The organism is Agrobacterium sp. S7/73, from assembly GCF_019355535.1.
In the GTDB taxonomy this organism is placed as follows: Bacteria; Pseudomonadota; Alphaproteobacteria; order Rhizobiales; family Rhizobiaceae; genus Agrobacterium; species Agrobacterium tumefaciens.
In genome coordinates, this window is record NZ_CP072138.1 from 371,326 (window position 1) to 389,440 (window position 18,115).

The 18,115-nt window shown below is 56.9% G+C and carries 21 protein-coding genes and 3 pseudogenes; 13 read left to right on the forward strand and 11 right to left on the reverse strand.

From position 1 onward, the window contains the following. Window positions 1-105 precede the first annotated feature (105 nt). Window positions 106-1,170: a porin gene (locus tag J5276_RS26390; RefSeq protein ID WP_112651982.1), complete on the forward strand. Its 1,065-nt coding sequence runs from the start codon at window positions 106-108 to the stop codon at window positions 1,168-1,170. Between the two features lie 279 nt (window positions 1,171-1,449). Here the strand turns inward: J5276_RS26390 and J5276_RS30845 are convergent. Then, window positions 1,450-1,695: pseudogene (locus tag J5276_RS30845) on the reverse strand (hypothetical protein); the annotation flags it as partial. Here J5276_RS30845 and J5276_RS26405 point away from each other — a divergent pair. Beyond that, window positions 1,693-1,953: pseudogene (locus tag J5276_RS26405) on the forward strand (DDE-type integrase/transposase/recombinase); the annotation flags it as partial. The pseudogenes J5276_RS30845 and J5276_RS26405 sit on opposite strands and share 3 nt — an antisense overlap. Before the next feature lie 106 nt (window positions 1,954-2,059). On the opposite strand, the gene J5276_RS26410 reads toward J5276_RS26405, so the two are convergent. The 3 genes and pseudogenes from J5276_RS26410 to J5276_RS26420 all read right to left on the reverse strand — a co-directional run bounded on the left by J5276_RS26410 (window position 2,060) and on the right by J5276_RS26420 (window position 4,001). After that, complete coding sequence (locus J5276_RS26410; protein WP_065659406.1) at window positions 2,060-2,455, reverse strand: type II toxin-antitoxin system HigA family antitoxin; 396 nt, start codon at window positions 2,453-2,455, stop codon at window positions 2,060-2,062. Further along, window positions 2,455-2,750: pseudogene (locus J5276_RS26415) on the reverse strand (type II toxin-antitoxin system HigB family toxin). Before J5276_RS26415 ends, J5276_RS26410 begins: the two are co-directional and overlap by 1 nt. Before the next feature lie 297 nt (window positions 2,751-3,047). Next, window positions 3,048-4,001 (reverse strand): LysR family transcriptional regulator, encoded by a 954-nt coding sequence (locus J5276_RS26420; protein WP_112651727.1) that lies wholly within the window; start codon window positions 3,999-4,001, stop codon window positions 3,048-3,050. Between the two features lie 93 nt (window positions 4,002-4,094). Here J5276_RS26420 and J5276_RS26425 point away from each other — a divergent pair, with 93 nt between their 5' ends. Further along, complete coding sequence (locus J5276_RS26425; RefSeq protein WP_112651729.1) at window positions 4,095-5,054, forward strand: MBL fold metallo-hydrolase; 960 nt, start codon at window positions 4,095-4,097, stop codon at window positions 5,052-5,054. A 198-nt stretch (window positions 5,055-5,252) separates the two neighbouring features. On the opposite strand, the gene J5276_RS26430 is transcribed toward J5276_RS26425, so the two are convergent. Next, window positions 5,253-6,152, reverse strand: coding sequence for a LysR family transcriptional regulator (locus tag J5276_RS26430; protein WP_003518758.1), 900 nt, complete (start codon window positions 6,150-6,152; stop codon window positions 5,253-5,255). Between the two features lie 140 nt (window positions 6,153-6,292). Here J5276_RS26430 and J5276_RS26435 point away from each other — a divergent pair, with 140 nt between their 5' ends. The 10 genes from J5276_RS26435 to J5276_RS26480 all read left to right on the forward strand — a co-directional run bounded on the left by J5276_RS26435 (window position 6,293) and on the right by J5276_RS26480 (window position 14,008). After that, complete coding sequence (locus tag J5276_RS26435; RefSeq protein WP_076845630.1) at window positions 6,293-6,859, forward strand: hypothetical protein; 567 nt, start codon at window positions 6,293-6,295, stop codon at window positions 6,857-6,859. After that, a complete protein-coding gene (locus tag J5276_RS26440; RefSeq protein WP_174066481.1) occupies window positions 6,856-7,107 on the forward strand; it encodes an Atu4866 domain-containing protein in 252 nt (83 codons plus the stop codon). Before J5276_RS26435 ends, J5276_RS26440 begins: the two co-directional genes overlap by 4 nt. Window positions 7,108-7,513: 406 nt before the next feature. Then, a complete protein-coding gene (locus J5276_RS26445) occupies window positions 7,514-8,434 on the forward strand; it encodes a helix-turn-helix domain-containing protein (RefSeq protein WP_174066483.1) in 921 nt (306 codons plus the stop codon). A 184-nt stretch (window positions 8,435-8,618) separates the two neighbouring features. Then, window positions 8,619-9,839, forward strand: a complete 1,221-nt coding sequence (locus J5276_RS26450; RefSeq protein WP_112651817.1) for an adenylate/guanylate cyclase domain-containing protein — start codon at window positions 8,619-8,621, stop codon at window positions 9,837-9,839. Between the two features lie 432 nt (window positions 9,840-10,271). Beyond that, entirely contained in the window at window positions 10,272-11,021 is a 750-nt protein-coding gene (locus tag J5276_RS26455; protein ID WP_112651733.1) for an SDR family oxidoreductase, read from the forward strand. 57 nt (window positions 11,022-11,078) lie between these two features. Continuing rightward, window positions 11,079-11,627, forward strand: a complete 549-nt coding sequence (locus J5276_RS26460; RefSeq protein ID WP_003518746.1) for a flavin reductase family protein — start codon at window positions 11,079-11,081, stop codon at window positions 11,625-11,627. Between the two features lie 52 nt (window positions 11,628-11,679). Beyond that, the gene (locus J5276_RS26465) at window positions 11,680-11,964 is read left to right on the forward strand and encodes a DUF1330 domain-containing protein (protein ID WP_112651735.1); all 285 of its coding nucleotides are present in this window, start codon (window positions 11,680-11,682) and stop codon (window positions 11,962-11,964) included. A 37-nt stretch (window positions 11,965-12,001) separates the two neighbouring features. Next, window positions 12,002-12,304 (forward strand): putative quinol monooxygenase, encoded by a 303-nt coding sequence (locus J5276_RS26470; protein ID WP_112651737.1) that lies wholly within the window; start codon window positions 12,002-12,004, stop codon window positions 12,302-12,304. A gap of 20 nt (window positions 12,305-12,324) precedes the next feature. Further along, the gene (locus J5276_RS26475; protein ID WP_112651739.1) at window positions 12,325-13,164 is read left to right on the forward strand and encodes an oxidoreductase; all 840 of its coding nucleotides are present in this window, start codon (window positions 12,325-12,327) and stop codon (window positions 13,162-13,164) included. A gap of 73 nt (window positions 13,165-13,237) precedes the next feature. Beyond that, window positions 13,238-14,008, forward strand: coding sequence for an SDR family NAD(P)-dependent oxidoreductase (locus tag J5276_RS26480; protein WP_174066484.1), 771 nt, complete (start codon window positions 13,238-13,240; stop codon window positions 14,006-14,008). Between the two features lie 55 nt (window positions 14,009-14,063). Here the strand turns inward: J5276_RS26480 and J5276_RS26485 are convergent, their stop codons facing one another. The 6 genes from J5276_RS26485 to J5276_RS26510 all read right to left on the reverse strand — a co-directional run bounded on the left by J5276_RS26485 (window position 14,064) and on the right by J5276_RS26510 (window position 18,111). After that, on the reverse strand, window positions 14,064-14,498 hold the full coding sequence (locus tag J5276_RS26485) for a DoxX family protein (protein ID WP_112682971.1): 435 nt from the start codon (window positions 14,496-14,498) through the stop codon (window positions 14,064-14,066). 182 nt (window positions 14,499-14,680) lie between these two features. Next, window positions 14,681-15,457: an SDR family oxidoreductase gene (locus J5276_RS26490; protein ID WP_174066486.1), complete on the reverse strand. Its 777-nt coding sequence runs from the start codon at window positions 15,455-15,457 to the stop codon at window positions 14,681-14,683. Between the two features lie 11 nt (window positions 15,458-15,468). Continuing rightward, window positions 15,469-15,915: an ester cyclase gene (locus J5276_RS26495; protein WP_174066488.1), complete on the reverse strand. Its 447-nt coding sequence runs from the start codon at window positions 15,913-15,915 to the stop codon at window positions 15,469-15,471. 25 nt (window positions 15,916-15,940) lie between these two features. Continuing rightward, window positions 15,941-16,714, reverse strand: coding sequence for an SDR family NAD(P)-dependent oxidoreductase (locus J5276_RS26500; RefSeq protein ID WP_174066489.1), 774 nt, complete (start codon window positions 16,712-16,714; stop codon window positions 15,941-15,943). A 73-nt stretch (window positions 16,715-16,787) separates the two neighbouring features. After that, window positions 16,788-17,396, reverse strand: coding sequence for an NAD(P)H:quinone oxidoreductase (gene wrbA / locus J5276_RS26505; RefSeq protein WP_209159912.1), 609 nt, complete (start codon window positions 17,394-17,396; stop codon window positions 16,788-16,790). A gap of 118 nt (window positions 17,397-17,514) precedes the next feature. Beyond that, window positions 17,515-18,111: an NADPH-dependent F420 reductase gene (locus J5276_RS26510; RefSeq protein WP_236759715.1), complete on the reverse strand. Its 597-nt coding sequence runs from the start codon at window positions 18,109-18,111 to the stop codon at window positions 17,515-17,517. Between the last annotated feature and the right edge of the window lie 4 nt (window positions 18,112-18,115).

The following is an 18,115-nucleotide window of genomic DNA, read 5'->3' on the forward strand; positions in this document are numbered from 1 at the left end:
CGCGACGCATTTTAATTTACAAACAGTCGGATTGTATGTGAGTTGGCGAGGTGCATCTACAGGTGTTCGTGTGATGATTGATTTAACTATGGAAGGGACAACATTATGAACATAAAGAGCCTACTGATCGGCTCTGCTGCGGCTCTCGCAGCAGTATCCGGCGCACAGGCCGCTGACGCTATCGTCGCTGCCGAGCCTGAGCCCTTGGAATACGTTCGCGTTTGCGACGCTTTCGGCACCGGCTTCTTCTACATCCCTGGCACCGAAACCTGCCTGAAGTTCGGCGGTTACATCCGTTTCCAGACCGACTTCGGTCGTAACGAATCCGGCACGTCTGACTGGGATTCTTTCACGCGCGCTCAGTTCCATATTGACACTCGTACCGACACCGAGCTCGGCGCCCTGCGCGGTTTCATTGAATTGCGTGGCGATGCGGACAATGACAGCGAGCGCAGCGTCAGGGTTAATCAAGCTTTCATCGAACTGAGCGGCTTGAGAGTTGGTTATACCTTCACGTGGTGGGATGATGACCTCTCAGGCGAAACCGATATCCTGTCTTCGAACTCAACCCGCGGCAACGCTCTGCGCTACACCTACGATGCTGGCTCCTTCTATGCTGGTATCTCGGTGGAAGAGCTGGAAACCGAGCGTGACGATGAAACAAACCTCGGCATTGCCAAGGGCGGTTTCCTTGAAAATTCGAACAATGTCGGTATCAGCGGTATCATTGGTGCCAAGTTTGGCGTAGTTACCGCAAACCTGCTCGGCAGCTACGACACTGATTATGAAAATGGTGCAATCCGCGCAATCGTTACGGCTGACATTGGGCCGGGTACGTTCGGCCTTTCCGGCGCATGGGCTTCCGGTGCGAACTCTTACTACGAAGAGTCCGAGTGGACGGTTGCTGCTGAATACGCCATCAAGGCAACGGACAAGCTGACCATCACCCCCGGCGCTCAGTACTTCGGTACGGTGGATATCGGCGCTGACAACGACTTCGTTGGTGACCGCGACGCATGGCGCGCTGGTGTGACGGTAGATTACCAGATCACGCAGGGCCTCGCTACCAAGGTTACTGTTAACTACCAAGACGTCGATGGCGACGAAGGTATCGACAGCGGCGCTGGCGATCAGGTTACGGGTTTTGTTCGCCTTCAGCGGACGTTCTAAATCCTGTGAAAGGCAGTGCGGTTCTCCGCACTGCCTCATCTTAATTATTTAACAGAGAACGAGCAGATTGGCGATTGCTACCCTGTATCGAGCAGCAAACTGAGCAAATGGTACCGAAGGCTGGCGAGAGCAGAAGGGTAGCCGGAGCTTCCACCTGCCGGAAGGAAGCAGACGGACGAAAAGGCCGGGCCGATAGGTGGTGTAGCGATTGAAAATCACGGGTCGGCCATCGCGCGAATTGTCATCTCAATTGGCTTCGCGCGATCATGGACGCTTTTCTCAGCCAACGGCATTGGCCTTGTCTTGGATTTTCGCGCATCGAGCGAGGAGTTCTTCGAATGTCTCGGCCTTATCGAGAAGAAGACCGTCTTCCAGCATGCGGGCGTAGTCCTGTTCGAGAGCCGCCCTTCCTTCGCCGGAAGGCGTTAGCGTCACGACCACGCGCGGCTGACCAAACTGCCTGACCAGCCTGGAGAAGAAGCGTCTGGCGGCCCTGCTGTTGCGGCGAGCCTGAACCAGGCCATCGCTCCGGATGCCGATCACCGGGCGCACAAGGGGCTGAACAACCGAATTGAAAATTCCCACCGGCAGACCCGAAAACGCGAGAAGATCATGGGTCGGTTCAAGTCGACACGACAGGCACAGCGCTTCCTGTCGGCCCACGATCAAATCAACACGATCTTTCGTCCCCGCCGCTACACTCTGACCGCCATTTCATACCGCCATGCGCGGGCTGATGCATTCAGCCTGTGGGCGCAGTATGCCGCTGAAATGACAATCTGAAACTGGCGACACGGCGTCGATCGCACCCAACGCTAAACAACTTGGCAATGCCATCATGACTGGTCTCCGGGCGTTAGCTGGAATTCTGGAATGACGCTGGCAGTCGTCAGGCGTACTTCAGTTCCGGACCGTCAAGATGATAAGGCTCAACGAGGCAATCGGCAGGAATTCCCCATTCCTTGTGCAGCCGGTGAATCATTTCGACAGTCAGAGCACGCTTTTTGTTCAGCACTTCGGATGCACGAGAACGAGAAGCGAACAGCGTCGCGAGGTCACTCTGGCTGCGTCCTGTCAGCTCCATGTGGGCCTTGATAAGTTCAATCGGCTCGGGTGCATCGATGGGGTAGTGCTTGTTTTCGTACGCTTCGATGAGATCGGAAAGGACATCGAAGCGCATACCATCGGTACTGAAAGGATCGGGCGGGTTGTCGAAATACTGGCTGACCTCTGCAATGGCCCATGCGAGGTCATCATCGTTTCTGATGGCGCGGATGTTGTCCATTACACTGTCTCCGGGTTAATCTGGTCATATTCCTTGTGAGTGCCAATGAACTTGATCAGTACTCGTTTGTAGGGGTAGGCGACGTGGACAATGAGCCGGTATTTGTTGCCCGATATGTCGAAAATGATGCGACTGTCGGAAACGAAATCTACCGTCGCGCCAAATGTTGCCTTCACATCGGCCGGCGTCATCCATTCGGCTTTGCTGACCATCGCGTGCCACGTTTTTAGGGGCGTCTCGGCGTGAGTGTGAAGCTCCAGAATTGTCTCAATGTAGACTTGGCGATGATCTGCATAATCTTTGTCTACCGCATTCCCAAATTGGGAACAAGAGGGATATTGGATGCGGAGAATAGCAAGTTTGATCTCCGCAATTATGCGGATTTTATCGTGCTTAATCTCCGCACGGCGCTTCAATCAGTAACGCTAGCTGGCGCGATGAGATGAAGAGGCTGGTCGATCTCATTCAAATCTTGCCAAGAAATTGCTTTGGTAAGACAATCTCCCAACCGAGGAAAATTGATCAGCAGGGTCGCTGGTTCATATCCTTTCAAGGTGTTAGGACTTCAGACACATGCTGATCGCCACGCCCGTCACACCGTAACATCCGCGGCGTTGCTCCCATTTGTTCTTAGCATCGCTTCACGGATCTGCTGCCGCAACCACGCGCAACCGAGATCGCTGTCCATCTGAAGCGGCCACACCATGGATACGGGTGGAAAAGACAGCGCGAGCGGCACAGGGCTTACATCAAGTCCCAGCAGCGGTCCGTAACGAAGTGCAATGCGTGACGATACGGTTGCAATCACGGCAGATGAACGCGCCGTCGCCAATATCGACATGAAATCCGGAGCCGCCGCCACTACGTCCAGTTCTGCCCCCGCATGCTCCAGCGCATCCTTGACGCAGCCATGCAGGCTGTCGGTCTGCGAGATCACCGCATGTTGTGCGGCCAAATAGGCATCCATGCTCACCGGGTTGGTAAGCGTTATCAATTGCGGATTGAAACAGCACAATACGCTGGATTGATAAAGCGGTTCGCAATGGTGCCGTGAGTCCGGCAGGTAACTGCACCCTACAGACAGATCGATGACGCCCGCATCCATCATCCCATCGACTTCTGCCGCATCGCCACCTCGGGCCAGAATACGAATACCCGGGGCGATATCCCGCAACCGCGCTGTCAGATCGGGCAGCAGCAACAGTTCCACCTCGCTGGAAAGCCCCAGCCGGAATGTTCGACGTTCGGTCGCCGGATCGAAGGCATCCGCCATCAACATCGCCGCTTGCGCCTGTCGCAGAGCCTGCCGCACCGGGCCAGACAAATTTAGCGCCCGCGCCGTCGGCTTCATCACCTGCCCGACACGGATGAACAGCTCATCCTGAAACAGCGTGCGCAGGGTGGCGATGTTATGGCTCATGGCGGGCTGCTGGATTTTCAATCGTTGTGCTGCACGCGTTACACTCATCTCTTCCATCATCGCATCGAAGGCGACGAGAAGATTGAGGTCGAAGGAACGAAGATTGAAATGATCGATGACCTGCATGAGTTGTATCGATTTGATTGTTGACTAGCGCATCCTTAGCTGATGGGCAGGAACTTGCAAGCCGTTCCGCACCACAACGTAAGGAGCAAACCCATGCCATCTCGTCGTTCCATTCTCAAAAACGCTCTGACTGGCTTCGTCGCAGCGCCCTTTGTCGCGCCATCAATCGTCTTCGCCAAGGCACCTTTTGCCGCTGTTCAGGCACCGGGTTTCTACCGGCTGAAGATCGGCTCCGTAGAGGTCACAGCCCTGTCGGACGGCACAGTTGCCCTGCCGCTTGCCAAGCTCTACACCAACACTAGCGAAGAACACGCGCAGGGCGCTCTGAATGATGCTTTTCTGCCGGAAATCGTACCAACTTCCGTCAACGCATTCCTGGTCAACACCGGCGAAAGACTGGTGCTGATCGACGCAGGCACCGGTACCTATTTGGGCCCATCGCTCGGCAAGCTCGTGTCCAACATCGAGGCTTCCGGATACAAGGTAGGTGACATTGACGATGTCATCCTCACCCATATTCATACCGATCATTCCGGTGGGTTGATGAGCGAAGGCAAACGCACTTTCCCTAACGCCACATTACGGGTCAATGAGCGGGAGGCGAAATTCTGGCTGAGCCCGGAAAACGCCAAAACGGCGACCGGCATCGTCAAGCAGCATTTTGGCGAGGCAGACCAGTGCGTGACGCCTTACGTGCGAGCTGGAAAATTTGAAACCTTCGGAGATAACCAAGCACCCGTCCCGGGTCTGGGCTCGATTCTTTATGCGGGACATACGCCGGGTCACAGCGCCATCACGCTGGAAAGCGAAGGCCAGAAGATCGTCTTCTGGGGCGACATCACCCATGGCGATATCCTGCAGTTCGATGAGCCCGGCATCGCCATAGAATTCGATATCGATCAGAAAGCCGCCGTTGCTGCCCGCGACCTTGCATTCAAACAGGCGGTGGACGGTAAATATCTGGTGGCGGGCGCCCATATTGCGTTTCCCGGGGTCGGCCACGTGCGTACAGATAGCACCAATTATGACTGGCTCCCGGTCAACTATTCCTAGGATTAAGATTGACCGTCCGGTTAAGCGATGGCCTGACGAGGCTCGAAATAGCCTCGTCTTCCGCAGCGCCAAAGGTTGTTCTCTACAAGTCCGACCGGCCCGTATCCACCGTACGTGGTTCAGGTCGAGCGGACGGGAAAGCAGAACCATCTATGGGTGCGAGACACGGCGCACCCAGCCAGTTTTCGCCGCGGAAAGCTAGGGCTGTGTCGATCTATGTGCGCGGACATGCTCTATGAGCGCACGCAGCTTGGGCGCCATATTGCGGCGATTGGGAAAATAAAGGAAGAACCCGGGAAAGGGGGGCAAATAGGCGTTCAACGCCGTGATCAACTCGCCGCGATCGATGTATCGGCGGAACGTCTCCTCCAATGCGAACGTAATACCGCCGCCTGCGAGCGCGGTACGAACCATCAGATGCAGATCGTTGGTGGTGATTTGCGGCTCGACCCCAACGTCGAAAGGTATGCCATCTTCCTCGAACTCCCATCGATACGGCGCAGCACTTGGAGACGGACGCCAGCCGATACAGCGATGATGTACGAGGTCCCGGGGGTGGCGGGGCGTTCCATGAACATCGAAATATCCCGGAGTCGCGACTACCACTTCTCTCTCTTCTTTTGTGAGTGGCACTGCAACCATATCCTGCTCTATCACATCACCTAACCGAACCCCCGCATCGTAGCCGGCTGCTACGATGTCGAAGACGTCGTCGGTCACCGTGACATCGATCGTGACGCCCGGATGTGCTTGCGCGAAGGACGCGATCAGCGGCCCTGACAGAAATTGTTCCGCAATCGACGTAACCGCGATCCGCAGCAAGCCGCTAGGCCTTGCGTCGCCTGCGACATCCTCGAATGCCGATTTCACATCGGCCATTGGCTGAGACAGCTTTTCACGGAAGCGATTGCCCGCCTCTGTCAGCCGCACACTGCGCGTCGTGCGGCTGACAAGCGCGATGCCGCAAATATCCTCGAGCCGTCTGATCGCCTGGCTAACCGCCGAGCGTGTCACGCCAAGGCGATCTGCGGCCGCCCTGAAATTCCCCTCCTCGGCGACGGCCAGAAACATCGGCACCAAGTTTAGATCGATTGTCATTGTCGCATCCTGCTAACCAAAACAGTTAGCGACGAGGGTATACAAGCGACAATCGAATTTGTCTACCTTTTGCCCATAGCCGACCGGTCAAACCGGCAGCTGACAAACAAGCACAACCGATCATCGAAGGAGAGATTCCAATGACAAACAACAAGATCACACTCGCAGCAGCTCTGGCACTTGGGATCTGCGCCGGACCCGTCGCTGCACAGGACAGCTCCTGCCCTCGGGAAGGCGCCGACGCTCCGCTTGCGCTTCATGCCGATTGGATCATGAAGGGTTGGGAACGCCATGAAGGCGACGGCAAATTCGTATTCGCAGAGAAGCTGAACCGGTATTACAACCTGGAAGACACCAAAGGGGTTTTCTACGACAATTTCGCCCCAGGCAGCACACAGCTCTTTGACAACTCGGCTCGCTATGGCGCCAACTGGGAGGAGTTGCAGAACGCTGCCCGATCTGTTCGCCACGGCCTGACCGGCGGTCATGATGCGATCGTCGGCGACACGGTCGCTTCGACGACGCTTGGTTTCGTCGGCCGCATCGATCGTCTCGACGGCAAGGTGATCGCTTTTGATGGGCGCTCGCAGCTAGGGTGGGAATGCACCGCTGGCAAATGGAAAATCCGCCATGAACTGAACTACGCTTGGGTCGTTGAGCCCGAAACCATTCAGTCTTTCCTGGGCAAGACGGAGGCGGCACAATGACGACCGCAACGCCTTTGCACCCTTATGTTGGCATGTGGGAGACCGCAGACCGCCGCATCCGCCACCAGTTGCTCCCGAATGGCCGCTACGACGAGGCGCGTGGCCGACGCGAAAGTGCATATCAAGGACGATACGAGGTGTCCTGGGATCACATCGAGTACTGGGACGATACCGGTTTTACGGCCGACGGCGACTTTGTCGATGATGTCCTGTACCATGCCGGCATGGTTCTCTATCGCAGGACGTAAACGAGACGCGATCACGACGGCACATGTCCATTGCCGGCGTGATGCGTTTTTCGCTCCGTTACATCATCGCCGCGATCGTAGTCCGCGATGTTTGCTCAAGCGAAACATGTTCGACGGTGAAGCAGTCACGTTCGTCGTTAACGGGGGTTTTTTTGCCTCAAAGTGTCGGATGAGACCATCTTTATATTCCTGTCTGACGAAACCAAATGCTGCATTGTATCATTGGAGGGGATGGTTGTGTGCGACATGTGAGCCGACAAAAGTCCCGTTGAAGTCTTTGGCAACCTTAAACAGCTAGCCCCGTTTTTAGGGAGGGACCGCATTGGAAACCGTAGAACAATCCCGTCAAAACGATATACGCTCTGCCCCGGCCGTGACTGGAAAACCCACTTATCGAGGGGCATTCATGCCCGAAATGGGAAAGGTTATTGCTAGGCCCGAGCGGACGTCCCCGCTCGGGCTTGAGCAGTATATAGCCGGTCGCACGCTCGTTAGTGGCGATAGTCCCGCGTGGAGCGACATGTTCGTGCAGGTCTATTCTCGTCTCAACAAGCAGGAGCCCTTTCTTGTTCCCGCTGTTGCCGAACCCCTGATCGTCTGGGTGATTTCAGGAGAAGCGGTGGTTGAGGAACGTGATCTTGACGGGGACTGGGTCGCCAATACGGTTACGGTCGGTGATTTTTTCCTGACCCGCTCTCCCACACCCTATGAAATGCGCTGGCGCGCGATCGGTGATGCACCTTTCCAGGTAATGCATCTTTATCTTTCCGTACCGCTGTTCGAGCTTGTTGCCTACGATGTGCTGGGTTGCGTGGCTCCACCGGTACTAAGCGACGTTTCCGGCGGCAAGGACAAGCAACTGTCTCACCTCCTCGCGCTGGTTCATCAGGAACTGACGGCAGAAGGAATGGGAAGCCAGCTGTTCATCCAGGGCCTTACGCAAAGCCTCGCTGTTCATCTGATCCGGAACTATGCATCTGGTGAAGTTGCCGAGGACAGGCAGAACGCGCTTCCCGGGTTCAAGCTTCGACGTGCGGTCGCGCATCTGGAAGAGCATCTGGCCGAACCGTTCCATCTGGCCCAACTCGCCGAGACAGTGGGGATGAGCGAATTTCATTTCAGCCGCCTGTTCAAGAAAGCCACCGGCCTTTCACCGTCGCGCTACTTCATTCGCCAGCGCGTGGAAAAGGCCCGGCTGCTTCTGCAGGAGACGGATACCAGCATTATCGAAATCGGCATGTCCGTCGGCTATTCCAGCCCTAGCCATTTCGCTCAGGTGTTCCGTCGAGAAACCGGCCTGCCGCCAAGTCACTACCGGCGAGGATAAAGTTCGGCCAGCCCGAGCAAAATCGCAATAGCGTTCGCGGTTCGAATGATCGGATCCGGAAAAGCAAAATACGGGATGAACGACGGCTTTGGTCGATTGGGGCGGCCGAAAGCCAAAGCGCCTTGTTTTCGTTAACTTTAGTGCGCACAGTGAGGCACAACGGCTCGCGAAAGTTTCCAGAGGCATGACTGACGAAGACATAGAGAGGATTTCCGCCTGGGTAGCTCACCAAGGGCTTCGAGGAGCAAGCGAGTCCGTGTTGCTCGGTGGCTTTTGTGCAGCATGTCGCGACGCCGGTTTACCACTTGACCGCAGTCTTGCTCTTATTGACACGCTTCACCCGGTCCACGAGGGGCGCGCCTTTCGATGGGATAGTCAGCAAGTGGTGGAAACAGAATTCGAGTACGGTCCCAGTAGTTCCGGAGACGCGTTGGAAAATTGGAAACGCTCAGCTTTCTATGATCTGTGGGCAGGAGAGGATTCTGAAATCCGACGTCGTATCGGACTAGGCGATCCGGCCGACTTCGCAACGCTGGATGATATGCGTCGTTCTGGTCACACTGACTTCGTTGCCTTTATCCATAGGTTTGAAAAACAGGGAACCATCGGCGAGATGGACTGCTTTTTCTCGCACTTCGCCACACGTGATTCCGCCGGCTTTTCTGATCTCGATCTTCAGAACCTTCGCAAGCTTCTGCCGGTTCTGGCTTTGGCAATCAAAAGCACTGCGCTTGCGCGGATTGCGAGGACGATTGCCGAGGTCTATCTCGGGCACGACGCGGCACGGAAAGTCTTTGAAGGTAAAATCAACCGTGGTTCGGCAGAACGTATATCCGCAGCCCTGTGGTTCTCGGACCTAGCAAATTATACAAGAATTTCTGCTACAGTAGCGCCTGAAGAGATCATTCCTCTCCTGAATGATTACAGCGACGCGGTGATCTCGGCCGTCCATGAGGCTGGCGGGACGGTGCTGAAATTAATCGGTGATGGCGTCCTGGCAATTTTCAGAGGGGATCGACAAATCGATGCCTGTGACGCCGCGTTGAAAGCCGAAAAGCTTCTTCGCCTGCGGCTTGAAACCCTTAATAGCAGGAGAACATCGGAAGGCCGCCCCACTACGGAAGTCTGTCTCGGACTACACATCGGTGATGTTTTTTACGGGAATATCGGAAGCGAGGATCGACTCGATTTCACCGTGATAGGTCCCGCCGTAAACGAGGTAAGCCGCATCGTCTCGATGTGTCGGTCATTGGATGTAAACCTGCTTACTTCTTCCAACTTTGCAGACTGTATAGAGGGGCGTGATCGTCAGCGTCTCTCATGCGTAGGCCGGTTCGCACTCAAGGGCGTAGAAGGCGCGCAAATGCTTTACACGCTTGATAATCCCCATCACGCCGTCGGCTGAAAGAGAGTTTCCGCTCCATTGAGCGCCGTTGGCACGCTCGCATCAGCATTATCAGCTCCGGACGCGTGGCCTCACCTGTAGTGTGTCTCGTCTCCCTAAACATGCCTAAATTTCGGGAAACGGATGATGGGGCTCCTTCCAGATATTTTGATCGGCTCAGCAAACGCAATAGCGCGCGTGGCTGCGGCCACATTCTTGTTTACGTCGAAATCGACGAAGACTTTCAGTTGGTCCAGCTAGCCCGTTGCGAAAATGGCCTGCCGCCCCAGTCACTATCGCCGAGGCTGGTTTTTAACCTCTCACAGTTTCGAGCAAGATCGCGACAGGTCGAGCAAGAGCCCGTGAGAAGGGCGCCGACGATCGGCTTAAATTCCTCCTTGTCAAAACGAAACGCCCACCGCGGTGGTGGGCTTCAGACAAGGAGTGAAGACAATGACCAACCTCAACGGAAAGATCGCACTGGTCACCGGCGCATCGAGTGGAATTGGCGCTGCGACCGCTGCAAAGCTTGCTGAAGCCGGTGCCAAGGTCGGTATCGCTGCACGGCGCACCGACAAGCTCGAAGATCTCAAGAAACAGATCGAAGCCAAGGGTGGCGAAGCCCTTGTCATCAAGATGGACGTGGTTGACACGACCTCGATCGATGCGGGCGTGAAGAAGCTGATCGATGCCTATGGTTCGATCGACATCCTCGTCAACAATGCCGGTCTTATGCCGCTTTCCGATATCGATCAGTTCAAGGTTGACGAGTGGCAACGGATGGTGGACGTGAACGTCAAGGGCCTGCTCAACACGACGGCCGCCGTTTTGCCACAGATGATCAAGCAGCATTCGGGCCATGTCTTCAACATGTCCTCAATCGCTGGTCGCAAGGTCTTCAAGGGTCTGTCGGTCTACTGCGCCACGAAACATGCGGTAACGGCTTTCTCGGATGGCCTGCGTATGGAAGTCGGCCAGAAACACGGCATCCGCGTGACCTGCATCCAGCCGGGCGCCGTTGCCACCGAGCTCTACGACCACATCACCGATCCGGGCTACCGCAAGCAGATGGACGAGCTGGCGAGCCAGATGACCTTCCTCCAGGGCGAGGATATCGGCGACACCATCGTCTTCGCCGCCCAAGCCCCGGCTCATGTGGACGTCGCCGAGCTGTTCGTTCTGCCAGTAGAACAGGGTTGGTAACAGACCGGCCCTGAAGGGTCCCTGCCTAGATGCAGGGACCTCTCAAGGGAGATTGTCATGAAGGAATTACCCGCATCTCAAGCATATCGCGTTCTGGAACCTGGCCCGATCGTCATGGTCTCAACGAGCGATAACGGCAAGCCCAATGTGATGACAATGGGCTTCCATATGATGATCCAGCATGACCCGCCGCTGATCGGTTGTGTCATCGGGCCCTGGGATCACAGCTATCAGGCTATCCGAAAAACCGGAGAATGTGTCATCGCTGTGCCCGGTCTCGATCTTGCTGAAACCCTTGTCGACGTCGGCAACTGTTCAGGCGATCGGGTGGATAAATTCCAGAGGTATGGTCTCAAAACGCGACCTGCCAAGGACGTATCAGCCCCGCTCCTCTCAGACTGCCTGGCCAACATAGAATGCCGGGTCGTCGATACCAGGCTCTCGGATCCTTACAACCTCTTCATCCTCGAGGCGACGAGGATATGGATCAATGAGACCCGAAAAGAGCGTCGAATGATGCATCACCGCGGCGACGGCACGTTCACCGTCGACGGCGGCACACTCGATCTTCGAGATCGGATGGTCAAATGGCGCCATCTCCCGTGAGAGGCGCCGGGCCCAAAATACACCAGCAACCCATTACGAAAGGAAGAAAACCATGACTGCTTATCTCGTCGTCGATCTCGACATCCACGACATGAAGTCTATCGAAGATTACAGGTCTAAGGCATTGCCGCTCGTCGCCAGAGCCGGCGGCAAGCTCATAGCCATCGATGAAAGCCCTCTAGAGCTGGAAGGCTGGACGGCCACCAATATGCTCATCATCGAATTTCCGGACAGGCACGCGATCCGTGAGCTCTTCGCATCGCCGGAATATGCACCGCTTGCGGCTCAACGTCAGGCGGCGGCCGGATCGCGGATCATTGCGATCAACGGCGTCTGATAAACCGCATCGGCTTTACTGAACAAGGAGACCTGAAATGGCTGACCTCACCAATGTGGCCTACTTCACTGCTAAGCCGGGCCGCTCAGGAGATCTGGGTGACGAACTGCTTCGGCTCGTCGCTCCGTCCCGAAACGAGGAAGGCTGCCTCCGTTACGAGATCCACCAGTCCAGTGACGTTCCCGACGTGTGGATGGTGCTCGAAGACTGGCGGCACGCCTCCGACTTCAAACTGCATATGAGCACACCTTACGTCGAGGCCTTCATGGCGAAGGTCCCGGACCTGTGCGTCGAAGACGTGGAAATCTGCGGCTACCAGCAACGGTCCCCGCAGGCCTGAAACAGAAAGGAGTATATGAAATGAGCACGCAAAACCCTGAAGTCTGGCTCGTAACCGGATGCTCTACAGGCTTCGGTCGCTACATCGCAGAACACCTGCTGGAAGCCGGTGAAAAGGTCGTGGTGACGGCTCGCAAGACTGACAAAATCGCGGATCTTGAGCAGAAGGGCGATGCCCTGATCCTCCCGCTCGACGTCATCGATCGGGATCAGTGCCAAAAGGTTGTTGACGCTGCAGAAGCGCACTTCGGACGCATCGACGTTCTGATCAATAACGCCGGGATCGGTTTCTTCGGTGCTATTGAAGAAACCGCCGAAGCCGACGCCCGCCGCCTGTTTGATGTCAATTTCTTTGGTGTCGCCAATACGATCCATTCTGTGCTTCCGCATATGCGAGCCCGCCGCGGTGGTACAATCGTCAATCTGACATCAATCGGCGGCCTGGTCGGCTACACAGGCGTGGGCTACTACTGCGCCACCAAATTTGCCGTGGAAGGCCTGTCGGATACGCTCCGACAAGAAGTCGCCCCACTCGGGATCAACGTCTTGACCGTCGAGCCAAGCGCGTTCCGGACGGAGTGGGCAGGATCGTCGAACGAGGTCTCCGCGTCCATTGAAGATTATGAGGCGACAGCGGGCGAGGCACGTCGTGCTTACCACGCATCGGTCGGAAAGCAGGCCGGTGACCCCGCGCGCGCAGCAAAGGCGATCCGGGAAGCCGTGCTGGCTGACCAGCCTCCGCACCATCTTCCGCTCGGCAATGATGCCGTGGACGCAGCACTGAAGAAGGCTGACGATCTCAAGGCAAACGTCTTCGCCTGGGAAGCTTTGTCTCGTTCCGCCGACTTCCCGACAAACTGAACCAATCCAGTCAGACCCAAACACGAAACCAACACTGCCGCGGCCTTCGCCACGGAGAATGAAGGAGTGTGTCATGTCAAAGCGATTTGATGGAAAGGTAGCTATCGTCACGGGCGGTGGTTCCGGTATCGGCGCCGCCATTGCCAACCGGCTTCTTGAAGAAGGAGCGTCCGTGATGATCTCCGGCAGGACGGAGAAGCGGTTGTCGGAACGTGCCTCCAAGATGCCGGCCGGCCGCGGTGGCACCTTTGTCGCGAATGTTTCTTCACGGCCGGACTGCGACGCCCTTGTTGCCGCGACCGTGGAGCGCTTCGGCCGGATCGACACTGTCGTCAATGCCGCCGGCATGAATCTCGTCGGCACCATCGAAGAGACGAGCGATCAGGATTGGGACGAGTGCATTGCCTCTGACCTCTCCGGTGTCTTCTACATGAGCCGTGCAGCGGTCCCGCATCTGAAGGAGACCAAGGGTTCGATCGTCAACATCGGCTCCGTCTCATCCCTTGGTGGCGGCTGGAGCCATGCGGCCTATAATGCTGCAAAGGGTGGGGTTGCGAACCTAACCCGCTCAGCCGCCTGTGACCTCGGCAAGTTCGGTGTCAGAGCCAATACAGTGGCGCCCGGACTTACTGTTACGGGGATGGTGGATGCCATCATGGATGATGACGCGCTTCTCGAAAAGGCGTGGGACCGGATCCCGTTGCGACGGGCAGGCCAACCTGAAGAGATTGCCTCGGCGGTTGCTTTTCTTGCCAGTGATGAAGCGGCCTGGATCACGGGAATTGTCTTGCCTGTCGATGGGGGCCAGACCTGCACCGATGGCGGCCCGGAATGGGGCAAGTAAAAACACGAGAAGCCCGGACCATCGTCCGGGCTTTTCTTTTGATCGGATGCTTCGCTTAGCGGCGGGCGTCGAGGCTGAAACGGCCTGCGCCGAACGCCACGACCTGGAGCAGGCCGCCGGCCATCGCGATGTTCTTGAAGAAGTGGATAAACTGGTTCAGGTCGCTGAGGTTGTTGTGGAACGTCAGTGCCGTGGCAACGCTAAACAGGGCAAGGATCAGAGCGACGATGCGGGTCTGGAAACCGAGGATCAGGGCAATGCTGCCCAGGAGCTCAGTCACGACCGCTGCACCGTAGGACAGCGGCGGGAAGGGCAGGCCGACCATATTGATATAGCCGATCGTCCCAGCTGGATCAGAGATCTTACTGATACCGGACAGAAGGAAGATTGCCGCCAGCAGGACACGGCCGGTGAGAGGCGTGACGCCGTTGATGAGGGCCGAATGGGAGAGAGTTTCAACGCGCTGGGCGATTGCTTCGGAATAAGACATGGACGTTCTCCTTAAGTTTGGGGCGTAGCCACCGTGGTTGCGTCTTGAGGAGAAATTGCCATCATCCGATCGAACGAAAAAGCTGGATAATGTCGCCGATTATCGTCGAAAAAATCGAACGATGAAGGTAAAGAAAAACCCGCGCTTTTTGAGGGCGCGGGTCCGACTGGAGGGTCGAGAAATCAGATAACGGAGAGCAGTCCGCCGTCCACCAGGAGCGCAGTGCCTGACACATAGCTCGACAGGTCCGAGCCAAGGAAGGCGACAGCATCTCCGACTTCTGCCGGTTTGCCAAGCCGGCGAAGCGGCGTCCTCTGGCGAAAGCCCTCGGAGGCCTGTGCGATGCCGGGGCTGGTGCGAAGAAGTTCTGTGTCGATGGTGCCGGGTGCGACTGCATTGACGCGGATACCGTCGGGGCCAAGAGCATCGGCCAATGATTTGGCCATCAGCACAACACCGCCTTTGCTCGTCGAATAAGCAACCGTGATGCCGGCCCCGGAGATGCCACCCATACTTGCCATGAGGACAATGCTGCCCTGCTTGTTCAGCGCCTTCATCTGGCGGGCAGCAGCCTGAGCGCCGAACAGCGGCCCATCGAGATTGACAGACATCAGCCGCCGATAATCGTCTTCGGGAACCTCTGCGCCGTCTGTCTTCATTGTAATACCTGCATTTGCGACCATGACATCGACGCCGCCGAATTCTTCAGCAGCTGCCACCAAGGCGTCGTTGTCAGCCTTGCGGCTGACGTCTGCTTTGACGAACATCGACTGGGCTCCGAGCTTTCGGATCTCCAAAGCAGTGGGTTCGCCGCCTTCCCGGGGTGCCTCGACAACGTCAGAGACGATAACTGCTTTGGCGCCGTGTTCGGCAGCACGGATGGCGATCGCACGGCCAATGCCGCTTGATGCACCGGTTACGATGACGACTTTGCCATCGAGGATGTTAGTTTTGGTCATGACATTCGTCCTTAAACTTCAGGGATTTTCGGCGCCGAAGGAGGCAGGGCGTCTAGCTGCTGCAGAAGGAAGTAGAGATTGGCAACACCCCAATGTTCGGCGATCTTGCCGTCGCGAATGCGCATGGCGTCGACGGTTTCGAATTTGATCTGGCGGCCCGTTGGCGCGATCCCAAGGACGATGCCCTGATGCGTGCCGTGATAGGTCTTGAAAGTCGTCACGATGTCGCCGTCGACCGCTTGCCAGTGAATTTCGGCGTGGAAGTCCGGGAAGGCTTCGCGCAACGCGTGGTAAAGACGACGGGCTCCTTGCTTATCTGGCGTGCCGCCTGGCTGCGGTGTGTGGTCCAGAAAATCGTCGGCGAAAAGCTCGTCGAAAAGCTCGAAGTTGCCGCCGGACTGCACCTCGAGCGCGTTGCGGCGGACGATTGCTTTCAATGCTTCAGGTTGGTCTGACATGGGATTTTCCTTTCGAGGTTCGCTGTCAGAGTTCAAAACCACCGATGGTCATGCCGCCGTCGACGGTCAGCATGTGTCCGGTGACATAGGAGGCGGCGTCGGAGGCAAGCCAGATTGCCGCGGCCGCGATTTCCTCCGGCTTGCCGCCGCGTTTGGCAGGAATGGCGTTCTGGGCGAGTGCCGCAAAAGCCGGGTTCTGCCGGCTGTTTGCTGCGACCATGGGCGTTTCAGTCCAGCCAGGCGCGATCGCGTTGACGCGGATGCCGTGCGCTGCATTCTCCATCGCGACGACCCGGGTCAGGCCCTGCACCCCGTGCTTGGAAGCAGCATAGGCACTCATGCCTCCCGGTCCCGTCAAAGCGGCGACGGAAGCCGTGTTCACGATAGATCCACCACCACTGCGCCTGATCAGCGGGATCTGGTACTTCATCCCGAGAAAGACACTCTGGAGATTGACTGCGATGACCCGCTGAAAGTCTTCCAATGGGTAATCTTCAATCCGCTTTGCAGGGCCGGTTATCCCGGCATTGTTGAAGGCCGCGTCGAGCCGACCGGATGCGGCATCGATCTGTTCGATCCATCCGACAACTTGAAGCTCGCTCGCGACATCGAGCTCGGTTGTGAACGCCCGGCCATCTTCGGCGCGGATGAGCTCTGCCGTTTGGGTGAGACCCTCGGCATCGCGATCAGCCAGATGCACTGTCGCGCCGTCGCGAGCGAGCTCAAGTGCTATCGCCCGACCGATCCCAGAGCCTGCACCGGTAACCGCGACGACCTTGTTTGAGAAAAGCGAGGACATGACTTCTCCTTGCCAGCCGATCGCAATCGGCTGGTCTGGTTGGAGCTGAATTTTAAGATTGATTCAGGCGGGTTTAGTTGCGCGCAGCGACAAGAGCAGCTGCAGTGCGGGCGACGATCTCGCCCTGATGAAAGGCACCGGCGAGATCGATCTGCGAAGGCTGGCGCGACCCGTCGCCACCGGCAACTGTCGTTGCCCCATAAGGGGCGCCGCCGACAATTTCTTCACTGCTCATCTGTCCCTGATGGCTGTAGGGGAGGCCGACGATGATCATGCCAAAGTGCATGAGGTTGGTGATGATCGAGAACAGGGTGGTCTCCTGCCCGCCGTGCTGGGTGCCGGTCGATGCGAACGCTGCGCCCACCTTGCCGTTCAGAGCGCCACGAGCCCACAGGCCACCGGCCTGATCGAGGAACGCCGCGATCTGCGACGACATCCGGCCGAAGCGGGTGCCGGTGCCGACGATGATTGCATCATAATCCGCCAGTTCGGCCACTGTCGCGATGGGGGCTTCCTGGTTGATCTTGAAGTGAGCCTTTTCGGCGATTTCGAGCGGAACAGTTTCCGGGACACGCTTGATTGTCACTTCGGCGCCGGCGCTTCGCGCGCCTTCTGCGATCGAGCCTGCCATCGTCTCGATGTGGCCGTACGACGAGTAGTAGAGGACGAGTACCTTGGTCATTTGCTTTGCTCCGTTGGGATGGCTGAATTCGATGGAGACAACATCTGCTTTTTCATCATTCAATAGAACCTGTATAATTTGGCGCATTACGTTCGATTTTATCGATCGATTTGGCGTCTCAGTCCTTCAGCAGGTTGAGCGCGACCAGCGCCTGCCCAAAATGTTGAATTGAACCGGAGGTTTTGAAGGTGCCAAGGTCAGACGGCGCAAAGCCCAGACGAGCGATCAGGTCTGCTACCTTCTTGCTGGCCTCTGGAAAATTACCCGACAGAAAGAGAACGCGCTTTCCGCCCGCTTTTACCGGATTGGCAGCCAATACGGCGGCCGGGAGAGTGTTGAACGCTTTCACGAGCTGAGCGCCAGGGAAGAGATCGGAGACGATTTCCGAAGACAGCCGGTCACCAAGGTCACGTGGTTTGAAAGCAGGAAAGTCAATAGCGTTCGTCGCGTCGACGATGGTACGGCCATCCCAGGCTGCATTTTTGCTGGCGACTTCCGGTACAGCGTCATAAGGCACGGCCAGAATAACAACGTCGGATTGAAGAGCCTGATCGAGTTCGACAGCCTTCACCGTGCTGCCGAACTTGTCGGTAAAAGATTGAAGCGAGCCCGGACCGCGTGTGTTGGCGATAACGGCTTCAACTCCTGCAGCGTGGAAGCGCTCAGCAAGTGCCGAGCCGATCGCACCAGAACCGATGATTGCATAGGTCGTCATAGTA

Coding starts and splice junctions, on each gene's coding strand:
- J5276_RS26480 (WP_174066484.1), top strand. CDS start 13,238: ATGTCAAAGCGATTTGATGGAAAGGTAGCTATCGTCACGGGCGGTGGT.
- wrbA (WP_209159912.1), bottom strand. CDS start 17,396: ATGACCAAGGTACTCGTCCTCTACTACTCGTCGTACGGCCACATCGAG.
- J5276_RS26435 (WP_076845630.1), top strand. CDS start 6,293: ATGACAAACAACAAGATCACACTCGCAGCAGCTCTGGCACTTGGGATC.
- J5276_RS26460 (WP_003518746.1), top strand. CDS start 11,079: ATGAAGGAATTACCCGCATCTCAAGCATATCGCGTTCTGGAACCTGGC.
- J5276_RS26430 (WP_003518758.1), bottom strand. CDS start 6,152: ATGACAATCGATCTAAACTTGGTGCCGATGTTTCTGGCCGTCGCCGAG.
- J5276_RS26450 (WP_112651817.1), top strand. CDS start 8,619: ATGACTGACGAAGACATAGAGAGGATTTCCGCCTGGGTAGCTCACCAA.
- J5276_RS26425 (WP_112651729.1), top strand. CDS start 4,095: ATGCCATCTCGTCGTTCCATTCTCAAAAACGCTCTGACTGGCTTCGTC.
- J5276_RS26390 (WP_112651982.1), top strand. CDS start 106: ATGAACATAAAGAGCCTACTGATCGGCTCTGCTGCGGCTCTCGCAGCA.
- J5276_RS26410 (WP_065659406.1), bottom strand. CDS start 2,455: ATGGACAACATCCGCGCCATCAGAAACGATGATGACCTCGCATGGGCC.
- J5276_RS26455 (WP_112651733.1), top strand. CDS start 10,272: ATGACCAACCTCAACGGAAAGATCGCACTGGTCACCGGCGCATCGAGT.
- J5276_RS26485 (WP_112682971.1), bottom strand. CDS start 14,498: ATGTCTTATTCCGAAGCAATCGCCCAGCGCGTTGAAACTCTCTCCCAT.
- J5276_RS26490 (WP_174066486.1), bottom strand. CDS start 15,457: ATGACCAAAACTAACATCCTCGATGGCAAAGTCGTCATCGTAACCGGT.
- J5276_RS26495 (WP_174066488.1), bottom strand. CDS start 15,915: ATGTCAGACCAACCTGAAGCATTGAAAGCAATCGTCCGCCGCAACGCG.
- J5276_RS26445 (WP_174066483.1), top strand. CDS start 7,514: ATGCCCGAAATGGGAAAGGTTATTGCTAGGCCCGAGCGGACGTCCCCG.
- J5276_RS26470 (WP_112651737.1), top strand. CDS start 12,002: ATGGCTGACCTCACCAATGTGGCCTACTTCACTGCTAAGCCGGGCCGC.
- J5276_RS26420 (WP_112651727.1), bottom strand. CDS start 4,001: ATGCAGGTCATCGATCATTTCAATCTTCGTTCCTTCGACCTCAATCTT.
- J5276_RS26475 (WP_112651739.1), top strand. CDS start 12,325: ATGAGCACGCAAAACCCTGAAGTCTGGCTCGTAACCGGATGCTCTACA.
- J5276_RS26465 (WP_112651735.1), top strand. CDS start 11,680: ATGACTGCTTATCTCGTCGTCGATCTCGACATCCACGACATGAAGTCT.
- J5276_RS26510 (WP_236759715.1), bottom strand. CDS start 18,111: ATGACGACCTATGCAATCATCGGTTCTGGTGCGATCGGCTCGGCACTT.
- J5276_RS26440 (WP_174066481.1), top strand. CDS start 6,856: ATGACGACCGCAACGCCTTTGCACCCTTATGTTGGCATGTGGGAGACC.
- J5276_RS26500 (WP_174066489.1), bottom strand. CDS start 16,714: ATGTCCTCGCTTTTCTCAAACAAGGTCGTCGCGGTTACCGGTGCAGGC.